Source organism: Paenibacillus soyae (genome assembly GCF_024623455.1).
In the GTDB taxonomy this organism is placed as follows: Bacteria; Bacillota; Bacilli; order Paenibacillales; family Paenibacillaceae; genus Pristimantibacillus; species Pristimantibacillus soyae.
On record NZ_JANIPJ010000001.1, the window covers coordinates 1 to 11,989 of the forward strand.

12 protein-coding genes, 16 tRNA genes and 1 rRNA gene are annotated in these 11,989 nt (G+C 54.4%); 25 read left to right on the forward strand and 4 right to left on the reverse strand.

Features of this window, described 5'->3' with window-relative positions; translation table 11 throughout:
• The 17 genes from NQZ67_RS00005 to NQZ67_RS00085 form a co-directional block, all read left to right on the forward strand.
• Nucleotides 1-244, forward strand: a 23S ribosomal RNA gene (locus NQZ67_RS00005); the annotation flags it as partial.
• Nucleotides 245-318: 74 nt separating this feature from the next.
• Nucleotides 319-394, forward strand: a tRNA-Asn gene (locus tag NQZ67_RS00010).
• Between the two features lie 3 nt (nucleotides 395-397).
• Nucleotides 398-488, forward strand: a tRNA-Ser gene (locus NQZ67_RS00015).
• Between the two features lie 4 nt (nucleotides 489-492).
• Nucleotides 493-567, forward strand: a tRNA-Glu gene (locus tag NQZ67_RS00020).
• 69 nt (nucleotides 568-636) lie between these two features.
• Nucleotides 637-712: transfer RNA gene (locus tag NQZ67_RS00025), tRNA-Val, on the forward strand.
• Between the two features lie 17 nt (nucleotides 713-729).
• Nucleotides 730-806, forward strand: a tRNA-Met gene (locus tag NQZ67_RS00030).
• A 35-nt stretch (nucleotides 807-841) separates the two neighbouring features.
• Nucleotides 842-918: transfer RNA gene (locus tag NQZ67_RS00035), tRNA-Asp, on the forward strand.
• A gap of 14 nt (nucleotides 919-932) precedes the next feature.
• Nucleotides 933-1,008 (forward strand) — tRNA-Phe (locus NQZ67_RS00040).
• 23 nt (nucleotides 1,009-1,031) lie between these two features.
• A tRNA-Thr gene (locus NQZ67_RS00045) sits at nucleotides 1,032-1,107 on the forward strand.
• A 3-nt stretch (nucleotides 1,108-1,110) separates the two neighbouring features.
• Nucleotides 1,111-1,194 (forward strand) — tRNA-Tyr (locus NQZ67_RS00050).
• 3 nt (nucleotides 1,195-1,197) lie between these two features.
• Nucleotides 1,198-1,271: transfer RNA gene (locus tag NQZ67_RS00055), tRNA-Trp, on the forward strand.
• A gap of 20 nt (nucleotides 1,272-1,291) precedes the next feature.
• A tRNA-His gene (locus NQZ67_RS00060) sits at nucleotides 1,292-1,367 on the forward strand.
• Between the two features lie 28 nt (nucleotides 1,368-1,395).
• Nucleotides 1,396-1,470 (forward strand) — tRNA-Gln (locus NQZ67_RS00065).
• Nucleotides 1,471-1,476: 6 nt separating this feature from the next.
• Nucleotides 1,477-1,551: transfer RNA gene (locus NQZ67_RS00070), tRNA-Gly, on the forward strand.
• An 8-nt stretch (nucleotides 1,552-1,559) separates the two neighbouring features.
• A tRNA-Cys gene (locus NQZ67_RS00075) sits at nucleotides 1,560-1,633 on the forward strand.
• 14 nt (nucleotides 1,634-1,647) lie between these two features.
• A tRNA-Arg gene (locus NQZ67_RS00080) sits at nucleotides 1,648-1,724 on the forward strand.
• 15 nt (nucleotides 1,725-1,739) lie between these two features.
• A tRNA-Leu gene (locus NQZ67_RS00085) sits at nucleotides 1,740-1,821 on the forward strand.
• 826 nt (nucleotides 1,822-2,647) lie between these two features.
• Here the strand turns inward: NQZ67_RS00085 and NQZ67_RS00090 are convergent.
• Nucleotides 2,648-3,226, reverse strand: a complete 579-nt coding sequence (locus tag NQZ67_RS00090) for a C40 family peptidase (protein ID WP_306812630.1) — start codon at nucleotides 3,224-3,226, stop codon at nucleotides 2,648-2,650.
• A 262-nt stretch (nucleotides 3,227-3,488) separates the two neighbouring features.
• Between NQZ67_RS00090 and NQZ67_RS00095 the strand changes: the two genes are divergently transcribed.
• The 6 genes from NQZ67_RS00095 (at nucleotide 3,489) to NQZ67_RS00120 (ending at nucleotide 7,539) form a co-directional block, all read left to right on the forward strand.
• Nucleotides 3,489-3,782, forward strand: a complete 294-nt coding sequence (locus NQZ67_RS00095) for a LiaF transmembrane domain-containing protein (RefSeq protein ID WP_257441740.1) — start codon at nucleotides 3,489-3,491, stop codon at nucleotides 3,780-3,782.
• 46 nt (nucleotides 3,783-3,828) lie between these two features.
• Nucleotides 3,829-4,509, forward strand: coding sequence for a PspA/IM30 family protein (locus tag NQZ67_RS00100; RefSeq protein ID WP_257441741.1), 681 nt, complete (start codon nucleotides 3,829-3,831; stop codon nucleotides 4,507-4,509).
• A complete protein-coding gene (locus NQZ67_RS00105; RefSeq protein ID WP_257441742.1) occupies nucleotides 4,506-4,970 on the forward strand; it encodes a PspC domain-containing protein in 465 nt (154 codons plus the stop codon). Before NQZ67_RS00100 ends, NQZ67_RS00105 begins: the two co-directional genes overlap by 4 nt.
• A 4-nt stretch (nucleotides 4,971-4,974) precedes the next feature.
• Nucleotides 4,975-5,679: a PspA/IM30 family protein gene (locus NQZ67_RS00110; RefSeq protein WP_257441743.1), complete on the forward strand. Its 705-nt coding sequence runs from the start codon at nucleotides 4,975-4,977 to the stop codon at nucleotides 5,677-5,679.
• Between the two features lie 144 nt (nucleotides 5,680-5,823).
• Complete coding sequence (locus tag NQZ67_RS00115; protein ID WP_257441744.1) at nucleotides 5,824-6,846, forward strand: sensor histidine kinase; 1,023 nt, start codon at nucleotides 5,824-5,826, stop codon at nucleotides 6,844-6,846.
• 39 nt (nucleotides 6,847-6,885) lie between these two features.
• On the forward strand, nucleotides 6,886-7,539 hold the full coding sequence (locus NQZ67_RS00120) for a response regulator (RefSeq protein WP_503636293.1): 654 nt from the start codon (nucleotides 6,886-6,888) through the stop codon (nucleotides 7,537-7,539).
• 1 nt (nucleotide 7,540) lies between these two features.
• Here the strand turns inward: NQZ67_RS00120 and mobB are convergent, their stop codons facing one another.
• Nucleotides 7,541-8,071 (reverse strand): molybdopterin-guanine dinucleotide biosynthesis protein B, encoded by a 531-nt coding sequence (mobB, locus tag NQZ67_RS00125; RefSeq protein ID WP_257441746.1) that lies wholly within the window; start codon nucleotides 8,069-8,071, stop codon nucleotides 7,541-7,543.
• Nucleotides 8,072-8,240: 169 nt separating this feature from the next.
• On the opposite strand from mobB, the gene NQZ67_RS00130 reads away from it, so the two are divergent.
• On the forward strand, nucleotides 8,241-9,737 hold the full coding sequence (locus NQZ67_RS00130) for a molybdopterin molybdotransferase MoeA (protein ID WP_257441747.1): 1,497 nt from the start codon (nucleotides 8,241-8,243) through the stop codon (nucleotides 9,735-9,737).
• On the opposite strand, the gene NQZ67_RS00135 is transcribed toward NQZ67_RS00130, so the two are convergent.
• Together NQZ67_RS00135 and NQZ67_RS00140 are read right to left on the reverse strand one after the other, a co-directional pair.
• Entirely contained in the window at nucleotides 9,718-10,416 is a 699-nt protein-coding gene (locus NQZ67_RS00135) for a hypothetical protein (RefSeq protein ID WP_257441748.1), read from the reverse strand. The two genes, NQZ67_RS00130 and NQZ67_RS00135, sit on opposite strands and share 20 nt — an antisense overlap.
• Before the next feature lie 158 nt (nucleotides 10,417-10,574).
• On the reverse strand, nucleotides 10,575-10,991 hold the full coding sequence (locus NQZ67_RS00140) for a hypothetical protein (RefSeq protein WP_257441749.1): 417 nt from the start codon (nucleotides 10,989-10,991) through the stop codon (nucleotides 10,575-10,577).
• Nucleotides 10,992-11,080: 89 nt separating this feature from the next.
• On the opposite strand from NQZ67_RS00140, the gene NQZ67_RS00145 reads away from it, so the two are divergent.
• Nucleotides 11,081-11,938 (forward strand): YwmB family TATA-box binding protein, encoded by an 858-nt coding sequence (locus NQZ67_RS00145; protein WP_257441751.1) that lies wholly within the window; start codon nucleotides 11,081-11,083, stop codon nucleotides 11,936-11,938.
• Nucleotides 11,939-11,989 lie beyond the last annotated feature (51 nt).

Consider the following 11,989-nt stretch of genomic DNA (forward strand, 5'->3'; position numbering starts at 1 on the left):
GTCCTTAGTACGAGAGGACCGGGATGGACGTACCGCTGGTGTACCAGTTGTTCCGCCAGGAGCACCGCTGGGTAGCCAAGTACGGACGGGATAAGCGCTGAAAGCATCTAAGCGTGAAGCCCCCCTCTAGATGAGATTTCCCAATTAGTAAGACCCCTTGAAGACGACGAGGTTGATAGGTTCGGGGTGGAAGCACGGCAACGTGTGGAGCTGACGAATACTAATCGGTCGAGGGCTTATCCTAAACAAGCTAAAGATTCAGCTAAAACTTTCGTATCCAGTTTTCAAGGCGCAAGCCTTGAAAAATGCATATTCCATTCCCTGATAGCTCAGTTGGTAGAGCACTCGACTGTTAATCGAGTTGTCACAGGTTCGAGTCCTGTTCGGGGAGCCATACAGAGAGGTGTCCGAGTGGTCGAAGGAGCACGATTGGAAATCGTGTATACGTTAATCGCGTATCGAGGGTTCGAATCCCTTCCTCTCTGCCAGTAAGGCCCGTTGGTCAAGGGGTTAAGACACCTCCCTTTCACGGAGGTAACAGGGGTTCGAATCCCCTACGGGTCACCATTTCCTAATTTAACAAAAAAAGACTTGCAATCATATAATAGCCTATGTTATGATATGAAAGTCGCTCATGGAGGATTAGCTCAGCTGGGAGAGCATCTGCCTTACAAGCAGAGGGTCGGCGGTTCGATCCCGTCATCCTCCACCATGATGCATTGCTAATGACGCGGGGTGGAGCAGCTCGGTAGCTCGTCGGGCTCATAACCCGAAGGCCGCAGGTTCAAATCCTGCCCCCGCAACCAATTACCATCGGAGACATTCCGGGTAGATATAATGTGGAGCTGTGGTGTAGAGGCCTAACATGCCTGCCTGTCACGCAGGAGACCGCGGGTTCGAATCCCGTCAGCTCCGCCATTATAACATCATTAGGCTCGGTAGCTCAGTTGGTAGAGCAGAGGACTGAAAATCCTCGTGTCGGCGGTTCGATTCCGTCCCGAGCCACCATTTAAATCTAGTAGTACTTTTATGCCGCTGTAGCTCAATTGGTAGAGCAACTGACTTGTAATCAGTAGGTTGGGGGTTCAAGTCCTCTCGGCGGCACCATTTGGAGGATTAGCGAAGTGGCCAAACGCGGGAGACTGTAAATCTCTTCCTTCGGGTTCGGTGGTTCGAATCCATCATCCTCCACCATTTAGGGGCATAGTTTAAAGGTAGAACAAAGGTCTCCAAAACCTTTGGTGTGGGTTCAATTCCTGCTGCCCCTGCCAATTTCATATGGTGTAGCATGGCGGTCGTGGCGAAGGGGTTAACGCACCGGATTGTGGCTCCGGCATTCGTGGGTTCAAGTCCCATCGATCGCCCCATTAACACCATAAAACAGAACATAAATGTTGGGGATTAGCCAAGCGGTAAGGCAACGGACTTTGACTCCGTCATGCCTAGGTTCGAATCCTAGATCCCCAGCCATTTTTTGCGGAAGTGGCTCAGCGGTAGAGCATCGCCTTGCCAAGGCGAGGGTCGCGGGTTCGATTCCCGTCTTCCGCTCCATTATTCATGGCGCCATAGCCAAGCGGTAAGGCAAAGCTCTGCAAAAGCTTTACCCCCAGTTCGAATCTGGGTGGCGCCTCCACAAAACCATAGTGTGCGGCCTTAGCTCAGCTGGATAGAGCGTTTGACTACGAATCAAAAGGTCAGGAGTTCGAATCTCTTAGGCCGCGCCATTTTTAGTTGTAAATGCCGGTGTGGCGGAATGGCAGACGCGCGCGACTCAAAATCGTGAGGGAAACCGTGGAGGTTCGAGTCCTCTCACCGGCACCACACATGAATTAGACACTCTTAAGAGACGATTATCGGATCTTAAGAGTTTTTTTTGTTTTACGAAGGTATTAGGGATTACCCGTAGAATTGTACTAAAAACAATAATTTAACTCTTGTGATAACGATATCGCTAATGAATCGGTTGATAAGTTGATCCGCTGACGTCTGCGTACATGACTGCATCATTACCCGATACATGTTAGATATACACAATGATCGTTAGGTGTTCTTCCTTCTCCCTCGTACATATGCAGATGAAGACTGGGGGATATGTACAAGCATAAGCTTGATTTCACTCATGCGTTATCCCATGAGGTTTGAACCTACGTTAAACAGAACATGGATGAGGAATTTTTACCTGAAGCTACAAACCATATCTCGGATTATGTGGATGTCATCGATATGAAATGGCTCATAGCATGAATACGGAGCAGATGCTAAGCACGGATTCGCCCTGGAGAAACGATTGTATCGATTACAACAACTGCTGGATGAAGTTTTGACCATGATCCATGATGAAGACAAAAGCAAGCATACAAGGCATTTCTTGCAGCCATTAGAAATGAAATATCGAACGGATATTGTATATGGGAGCATGATTGGATTCAAACTAATCGTAAAGAATTGAATCGGCGTTGATTACGATGATTTCCCATTGTCGGTAGATGATGAGTCAAGGAGTCGGAGTATTTATGGTTAAAAGTTTAATTGATCATTACGAGGGCCAGAATACACCGTACAATACACAGTGAAGCGGGGAACGAAAGAAAGCGCCGAGGAGAGCAGTAGCTCCCTCGGCGCTTTCAAATCTTACTATTGCTTTACATTACAATACGCTGCCGCCGAAGATCATGCGGTATTCCCATTGCGTGCCTTTGACAGAGTCTACACGAACACCTCCGCTTGCCTTCGAGTAGGTATGCAGAATTTTACCGTTACCCAAATACAAGCCTACATGCGTAACCTTTTGTTTGGACTTTGTAATATTCGCGTAGCTCGAAGCTTTGGAGCCTTTGTACGACATAAAGAATACGAGGTCGCCGCGCTTTAGGCTTGACCAGCTTGTTTTCACCGTCGAGCCTTTATATTTCTTCACCCATGCCGCCTGTGTTGCGGACGATCCAGGGATTGTGACACCGGCAGCTTGCTTGTAGATATGCTTGACGAAGTCCGAGCAATCGAATGTTGTTGTTGTGCTGCGGTTCGAACCGAATTCGTAAGGCTTGCCCATATATTTACCGCCAAGTTTAATGGTTGCTTCAATCTTGGCAGACTTCGATGTTGTTGTTGCCGCATATGCATGTCCACTCTGTCCATCTATATGAAAAGGAACAAGTCCTGTCGTTAACAATGCTGTAGTCACGATACCAGCCACGATGGTTTTTTTGAAAATGTTTTGTTTCATGTTGTATATGCACCTCCTGGTTGATAGCTATACCTTAACATGGGCTATTGGCCGATTGAACCCACAAAAACTGGACTTTTACCCAAAACCGCTTCTGCGGTCGGAGTAGGCGCTCGACCAAAGTCCAGTTCAAAAACCGCCGAAAGTCCGTTTTAACAAGGGTTTGAACGATCTATACTAAGTACATAAGCAAGAGCCGTTACACATAGCTCAATGTACAAAATGAGCATTTTCTAATAGAAGAGAGGAGTGAGAAGTGGACATGAATGGAAAAACGGCGTTAGGCGTCCTGCTAATCGTCATAGGCGGGCTGGCGGTACTGAACATTTTTAACATTAACTTGGGTTGGATCTTCGGATTGTTGTTCCCGTTAATCTTGATCGGCTTCGGGGTGCTGGGGTGGAAAAACGATAAGAAGATTATCGGTGGTATCCTGATCGCGATTGGTGCTATAGCATTACTCGGCAAGCTTGGCGGCATCTTCACGCTGCTGCTCGCGGTCGGCCTGATCGTGTTCGGCGTACAGATGTTCAAGAAGGGCAAAAGCACCTACTAAACGGTTTGAAGATGCGAAGAGAGAATATGGTTGGGAGGATATATAGATGAGCATTGCAAGACGGATCCGCGACATTACGGTCGCAACGTTGAATGAAAGGCTTGAGAAAGCCGAAGATCCCGTACGCATGATCGACCAGTTTCTATGGACGACGAGGGAAGAGATTATTCAAGCGGAGAAGCTTCATCAGCAATATGCGGCCCATAGCAATCATTTGAGAGCGCAATGGCTGCAAGCGGAAGCTCAGAAGGAACGGCGTGAGCAGCAAGCCATGACGGCGCTGAAAGCCGGCGAAGAAAACATGGCGCGCATTGCTCTTCACGAGAAAGCAAGCTGCGAGGAGCGTTCAGCTCAATATCGCGAATTGTACGAGCAAAGCAAACAGAACACCTTGGACTTGGAAGAGCAGCTTCGCGAGATGAGAAGCGAATACCAAACGGTATACGATAAACGCGAATATTATGCGGCCCGTATGGAGTCGATCAGACTTCAGCAGCGCCTGAACAACCGATTCCAAGGCGGCGTTAACGGTCCTCAGCCTGGCTCGATGTTCCGCCGAATGGAAGATCAAATCAATGACCTGGAGCAGGAAGCAAGAAGCCTGCGCGATGTTCGCAGAATGGGTAGAGAGTTCGGCGACAATGTGGGCCATACAGTGAAATCCGTAATCGAGCGCGAGCTCGAAGATCTAAAACGTAAGCTGCAGAAGGAGGGCTGGTCGTCTTGAGAAAACTATATCGCTCTAGACGGGACAAAAAAATACTCGGCCTATGCGGCGGTTTAAGCGAAATGCTGAACGTCGACGCGACGCTGCTTCGTATTCTGCTCATCGTCATTACCGTTCTATCGAGCGGCATGGTTATCTTCATCTATATCATCGCCGGTTTGGTCGTGCCGAAGGAGCCGCCGGTATACGGCGCGTTCGGACCTTATGGATATGGCAACGGACCAGGGAACGGTTTCGGTAATGGATACAGCGGCGGATACGGACAACAAGGCGGATTTAATCAAGGTCCGTTCCAGGCCTACCCGAATAAACCACAGGAGAATTGGGATCCAGGCTTTGCTAAGGATCCGGCGGCAGGATCGCAGTTCGACAGCATGATGGACGACTTGGAGAAAAAAGCGCTTAGACGCGAAATCGAAGAATTGAAAGCCAAACTTGCGAAACAGGAGAAGGGAGAATAATATTATGGGAATCTTCAAAAGAATGAAAGATATGACGAAAGCATCTGTTAACGAGGTACTCGACAAAATGGAAGATCCGGTCGTGATGTTGAACCAATACCTTCGCGACATGGAATCCGAAATCCACCAAGCGGAAGTAACGGTAGCGAAGCAAATGGCAAACGAGCGCCGCATGAAGCAGCGTTTGGACGACTCCGTACGCAATGCGGCTGACCGTGAATCAAAGGCGGAAGCGGCGCTGCGCGCTGGTCAAGAAGAGCTGACTCGCAAGCTGCTGGAGGAGAAGGTATATTTCGACCAGAAGGTTGTTGAATACACGGATCTTCATGCGCAAGCAAAAGCGCAGGCTGACGAGCTGATGCAGCAGCTGCACGGCATGAAGGAAGAGTTCTACCAGCTTCGCAACAAGCGCAACGAACTGGCATCCCGCGCTCAAGTAGCGAAAGCGCAAAAACAAATGGCGCAGCTGAGCGCGAACCACACGATCGACAGCGGAACGGCTTCCCGCGGCTTCTACCGCATGGAAGAGAAAATTATGCAGTTGGAAGCGGAAGCGCAAGTCGCTCGCGGTCCGTACTCGTACAGCACAGGCGGCACAACGCCGATTAGCGCCTCCGATATCGAGAAGCGCATGAAAGTGGATGAGCAGCTGGAAGCTCTGAAGAACAAGCTGAACGGTACGGCATCCAGCACAGCCGACAAGGAATAACCTAGACGAGCGTATGGAGGCAGCGGACCGATTATCGGTCTGCTCTTTCATGCGTTTGGCTTTTTTATAAGAAATGAAAGAACAATTCTGCTTATGTATAAGAGGATCAGGTCATAAGCAGCTACATAAGGGAGCTGTAGGCGGATGCAAGCGGAGCAAGACAAGAAAGGCGCAGAGCAGGCCAAAGCGGAGCAAGCCAAGGCAGCGCGCCGTCGTCATATTATCGAAACGTTCCTGTGGCTGCTAATTATCGTTTGTTTGGTTGTCATTCTGCTGCAGGGACTTGATGTCATCGAGCTGTTCCTGCTGCAAGGGAAATGGGCGGTCATCGGACTCGGCTTTGTCGGAGCAAGCTTGGCGGCGGCTGCGGTGAACGGCTACCTGCAAAACTCCAAGCTCAAGGAAGCAATCAGGAAGCTAAGCGAACAGCAGCAGCGCAAACGGAATTATCCCGTAACGATTGGCCACGACGATCCGGGCGCGGACGGCGAGGATGAGCATCGCCAGGACGATCCGGGCTGGACGGAGAAGGTAAGGTTCACGGCCGTTATAGAGGAAAGACAGCGATTGGCCCGCGAGCTGCACGATGCGGTCAGCCAGCAGTTGTTCGCGATATCGATGACCGCTACGGCCGTCAGCCGGACGATCGAACGAGATTGGGAGAGGGCTAAGCGCCAAGTGCAGCTGATCGAAGAGATGGCGGCCGTCGCCCAGTCGGAGATGAGGGCGCTGCTGCTTCATTTGCGGCCGGTGCATTTGGAAGGGAAAAGCCTGGGGCAGGCACTCTCCGCGCTTGTAGAAGAGCTCAAGCAGAAAGTGCCCATGGAGATCGTGCTTGAGGTCGACGAATCGATCGTGCTGCTGCCGAAGGCCGAGGATCATTTGTTCCGGATCGCCCAAGAAGCGCTCTCCAACACGCTTAGGCATTCGAAGGCCGACAGCATGCGGATACGCCTGATGCGGCTGGATAACAAGGTTCATATGACGTTGCAAGACAGCGGGATCGGTTTTGATCTGGAGGCGAAGAAGCAGACCTCGTACGGCTTGCTCACGATGGAGGAGCGGGTGAATGAGCTGGGAGGAGCGCTGCAGATGATTTCGCAGCCGGGAGAAGGGACAACGATTCATCTCTGGGTGCCGATGGAGGGGCATTCCGTGAACGTTTAATTGAAAAGCCATTATACGAATACAGGAAAGTAGGCGTTAATCTTGGAGGAACCGATTAAGGTACTATTAGTCGACGATCATGAAATGGTCAGAATAGGTCTGGCTGCCGTGCTCGATACGGAGGAAGGCATCGAAGTGGTAGGAGAGGCCAGCAACGGCATGGACGGCATCCGGTTGGCGCAGTCCTACAAACCGGACGTGGTGCTGATGGATCTTGTTATGGATGGGATGGACGGCGTCGAGACGACCGCCAAGCTGCTTGAGACCCATCCGGACTGCAAGGTCATCGTGCTCACAAGCTTCATCGACGACAGCAAGATATATCCCGTCATTGAAGCCGGGGCATTCAGTTATTTGCTCAAGACGTCGAGGGCGAGCGAAATCGCCGAGGCGATCCGCGCGGCGTCGCGCGGTCAATCCGTGCTGGAATCGCAGGTCGCGGCCAAAATGATGAACCGGTTCCGCGCGCCGAAGCAGCAGGAGCAAGCAAGACTCCACGACGATCTGACCGAGAGGGAGATGGATGTCCTGATTCGGGTGGCGCAAGGCAAGTCCAATCAGGAAATCGCCGACGAGTTGTTTATCGGGGTGAAGACGGTGAAGTTCCATGTCACCAACATCTTTAACAAGCTTCACGTGGAGGACCGGACGCAGGCGGCCATCTACGCGCATCGTCAGGGACTGGCCGAATAGGCTAGCCGAGTTCGGGCGCGTCTATCAAGGACTGCATCAGCCGGAACACGGAGGCGTAATCATCGTAAGCGAATTTCGGCAGTGCGTGGTCGAGGGACGACAAGGCGTCTTGATCCGTCCACAGATCCGGCCAGCAGACGAGAGCGAGGGGGCGGGTTGTCGTCTCGAGCAGCCGGAGATGTCCGACTTCCTTCGCGCAGACGATCTTGGGATACGGGGCCGTCTTGAAGCCTTCGACAAGAATGATGTCTACATCGCGTTCTATGGAAGCAATCAGCGAATCTAGCGGGTCCGGTCTGCGTTTGATGATGGCGGTGCGTTCAGACGAGGAAATAGCGGTAACGTCCGCGCCGGCTTCTTGATGCTTCCAAGTGTCCGTACCAGGCTTGTCCATCTGGAAATCGTGGGCGTCATGTTTCACCGTTCCGACTTTATATCCGGCTTGTTTAAAGGCTTCCGTCATCCGGCAAACCCATGTGGTTTTGCCGGTGTTTTTGTATCCGACGAATTGGATGATCAGCTTCGCGCGCATGGAAAGGCTCCTCCTTAGGAAACGCTAATGGTGATGTAAGCTAGTGTAGCATAATCGCTTGTTTCCATGAATGCGCGGGATATGAAAAATATCACTTCCCCCCTGCCGGGCCTGTGATACAATAGGTCAAAATATGGTTATGGTTGTTGCGCGAGTGGGGGAGAGAGAAGTGGGGTTCGATTCGGAAACGGGAGAAAATAAAAGGGACGGGCGCTGGAACCGCCGCGCCCTGCAGGTGAGCGAGGCGCAGCGGCGCGTGCTTGCCGCTGCGGGTAGAGCCGCAAGCGAGCTGACGCCGCTTGCGGAATGCGGCGGCCGCCGGCTCGCGGAGTCGCTGCGCGCCACGAGCGACTGGCCGCCCTTCGCGCGCGCGGGGCTCGACGGCTACGCCGTGCGCGCGGCAGATACGGCGCTGGCGTCGCCGCAGGCCCCGGCGACGCTGCGCGTCACGCAAGCGGTCGCGGCGGGCGAGCTCGCCCTCGCGACCGTGAAGCCGGGCACGGCCGCGCGCATCATGACCGGCGCGGCCATGCCCGAGGGGGCCGACGCGGTCGTGATGCTCGAGCAGACCGCGGAGGCCTCGGCCGGGGGCGAGGCGGCGGTGCTGGTGAAAGCCGTCGCGAGCCCCGGCCAGAACGTGGCGCCACGAGGCGAGGAATTCCGCCACGGGAGCCTGATCGCGGAGGCCGGCGCGCTGCTGACGCCGGGCCATGTCGCGCTGCTCGGCACGTTCGGCTATGCCGCCGTGCCGGTGTACAAGCGCCCGCGCGTGGCGGTGTTCGCGACGGGGAGCGAGCTCTTGCCCGTCGAGGCGCCGCTTGCGCCGGGGCGAATCCGCGACAGCAACAGCGCCATGATCGCGGCGCTCGTTCGTCAGAGCGGAGGGGAGCCGCTGCTATGCGGGACTCTGCCGGACGAGCCGGGGGCGGTACGCAAGGCTTTGGCGGATGCGGCATCGGAAGCCGACCTAATCATTACGACGGGCGGCGTGTCCGTAGGCGATTACGACGCGATGGCCGAATTGCTGCGGGAGCTTGACGAGTGGAAGGAGCCGGAGGAAGGTGCGGCGGAAGCCACGTCTTTGGCGAGTCAGTGGTCTTTCGAAAGTCATTCATCCTTGGCAAGTCATTCAACTTTCGAGATTCGTTCTTCCTCGGAGAGTTCGTCCTTGGAAGCAGATTCGCCTTTGGAGAAGGGTTCAGCTGTGAATACGCAATGGGTGCAGGCGCAGCAACAAGGGGAGTGCATGCTGCTGTTCAACCGCGTCTCCATGAGGCCGGGAAGCCCGACCTCCGCGGCGCTGATCAATGGGAGGCTTGTCCTTGCGTTGTCCGGAAATCCCGGCGCCTGCTTCGTTGGCTTCGAGCTGTTCGCGGGACCCTCGATTCGCGCGATGCAGCGCGAGCCGTCTCCCGTCCCGGCTTCCGTGACAGCGGTTCTCGGCGCGGACTTCGGCAAAGGAAGCCCCCATACGCGCTACGTCCGGTCGAAGCTTCGTTTCGGTAAGGACGGCCGCGTGCATGCGGATGTGTTAGCGTTCGGCAAATCCAGCATGATGGCGTCCCTCGCCGAATCGGACGGTCTGGCCGTAATACCGTCAGGCTCGCGCGGAGCGGCGGCTGGCGAGCTGGTGAAGGTTCTTCTGCTCAAACGTATTTATTCATGATCGTGCCGCGAGGCGGGAGCGGGAGGTAGGCTTGCGCTCCGCCGTAATACATGGCATACGGGTAGGCTGTGGCGAACGGCAGCTGCAGCAGACGGATTGGAGGAAACTGCTCCGCGTAAGACAAGGCGCGTTTCAAGCTCATGAGCAGACCCTCCGAGCCGAGCAGCTGTCTTCGCAGCGATTCCGTTTGGGCGTAGCCGGGATCCTTCCCGAACGCCGATTCCCGCTCGAATGCTTCCGTATTGACGGACTCCGCCGGCTCACGGCGTACGATACCAAGCCCCTCCATCCCAGGATGCCTCATCGCCAGCTCCAACGCTTCCCAAATTTCCGGTCTTAGTAACCGCTCATACCCCCGATATACGCCTTCCCATCGATTGAGCGCCTCTACGAGCGTTTGAACGCTTGCGTTCAATTGGTCTTTGCTGCCGACCCCTCCGTTTCTTCCTAGCTGCGACATCAGATCCGCGAGAAGCTTCTGGCCTTCGCCGGCTGTCTTCAGCCAAACGTATACGCTCTCCGATGATTTTTGATAAATGTCCAAGCTCCACTGCTGCGGCACGGGGGCCGTCCGTTCGAACGATGTTAGCCGGTAGGCGGCGTAACGATTGACGGGATGCGTTCTTGCGTACGCTGCCGACCTCTCAATGCCGCGGATGGAGCGGGTATAACCGATCATGATGGCTCTCCCCTTTATTAAACTTTGTTCATAATAGAAAAAGATTAGCTCATCCGCTGCAAAAAGACTGGCGAAACGCGCCGTATGAACCTGGCGATTCGGCTCGAACGAATAGACGGCCCACTCCACGTGAGGCCCTTTCTGTCGCTCCGTGCGAGCTAGGTGAGGTGAACCAGAAAAAGGATGTCGTCCAGGGCGATTTTTTGCGTTGACGCGGACGCTTCGGACGATGCGGATAAGGCAGGATTCCGGGGCGAAGCAGCGTAATTAGTAGGGGACGGCTTATTTTGCCGCGATGCGGCTTTTACGGATTTGCCTTTGCGGGACGCTGTTTTTTTGGCTGGTTCAGATGTCTTGGCCGTCTCTGGCTCTGCGTTCGATTTCTCAAGCGAAGGATCGGCATGCCAGAAAGGTCTCATTCGCCGATCGAACGGATTCTCGCCTAGCTCGATATAGCCTCCTCGGCAGCCGTTCAGAATGGCGATTTGCCGAAAGCCGTTTTTGTAGATGACGCACACGAGCGCGCCGGTAAAACGGGAGATAACGTCCTCCCGAAGCGGATAGATTTGTTCCATATCGATATTACCCCCTGCATTCGAATTGCAATCAGTGTATTCATAAGGCTGGGCGAACGTGTATCCATACCGAACGGAGGGCGAGACGAATGTATATGCCGGAGAATAAGGGATGGAGCGGGACAACGGTCCCGAAGCGGCGCGGCTCCTCGCCGAGGAAGCAGCGCGTTAGCGTGGCGGGAGCGCTCGTTCTGCTTCTGCTGCTCATCGTAGCCGCGCTGCTGATGAACAAACCGGAATCGGAATCGGCGCATAGCGGCATGTCGCATGATCTGGGCAAGCTATGGGAATGGACCGATGCGGCCTTAAACGGCGGAGCCGAAGCTTCCGATTGGCACTTGAGATGGAGGCTGGAGACAAATAACGCCAAGGCTTTCGACGAGCTGGTCGATACAATCTTCCGGGACGATAAGGGGCGCGAGCTCGTCAAAACCGTAACGAACGGCGGGCTATCCGTTCACGGCGAGGTTCCGGCTTACGGCGGAGCGAGAATCTCGGTTCATCGGGCGGAGCAGACGGAGGAAGGCGAGGTTCTGATGGTCCTGCTCGACCGGAAGGGCGGAAGCGGGTTGACGCTGAAGGAGCTGGATGCCTCTGCAGCCGCTGTCGCGGAGCTGCTTGAGGCCGTGACGCCGGATCTGCAGCCAAGCATCAAAACGCATGGTTACGCGGCTTCGGAAGAAGCCGGCCGCCGAATCGAACGGCTTGCGCAAGGCAAGGAGGTCGAGCGCTATGACGATGGAAGGACGACCAGCCTGACTCTCCGGTCGGCCATACTCCGGTTATCGCAGCCGATGGGGAACGGCCGGAGCGCGAACATGCAAATTGCCGTCCATCCGAACACGGAGCGGGACGAAGCCGAGATTACGGTGGGCGTACCGCTGCTGACCGGAGAGTTCGGATCGGTCTTCGCGGATGCTCAGGAAGACGGCGAGCATGAGCAGTAATCAGAAGAAGTTGCAGGTTTAATTAGTATTTTTTATGACGGGCTCAATGGC

Coding starts and splice junctions, on each gene's coding strand:
- NQZ67_RS00100 (WP_257441741.1), top strand. CDS start 3,829: ATGAGCATTGCAAGACGGATCCGCGACATTACGGTCGCAACGTTGAAT.
- NQZ67_RS00110 (WP_257441743.1), top strand. CDS start 4,975: ATGGGAATCTTCAAAAGAATGAAAGATATGACGAAAGCATCTGTTAAC.
- NQZ67_RS00115 (WP_257441744.1), top strand. CDS start 5,824: ATGCAAGCGGAGCAAGACAAGAAAGGCGCAGAGCAGGCCAAAGCGGAG.
- NQZ67_RS00140 (WP_257441749.1), bottom strand. CDS start 10,991: ATGGAACAAATCTATCCGCTTCGGGAGGACGTTATCTCCCGTTTTACC.
- mobB (WP_257441746.1), bottom strand. CDS start 8,071: ATGCGCGCGAAGCTGATCATCCAATTCGTCGGATACAAAAACACCGGC.
- NQZ67_RS00095 (WP_257441740.1), top strand. CDS start 3,489: ATGAATGGAAAAACGGCGTTAGGCGTCCTGCTAATCGTCATAGGCGGG.
- NQZ67_RS00090 (WP_306812630.1), bottom strand. CDS start 3,226: ATGAAACAAAACATTTTCAAAAAAACCATCGTGGCTGGTATCGTGACT.
- NQZ67_RS00145 (WP_257441751.1), top strand. CDS start 11,081: ATGTATATGCCGGAGAATAAGGGATGGAGCGGGACAACGGTCCCGAAG.
- NQZ67_RS00135 (WP_257441748.1), bottom strand. CDS start 10,416: ATGATCGGTTATACCCGCTCCATCCGCGGCATTGAGAGGTCGGCAGCG.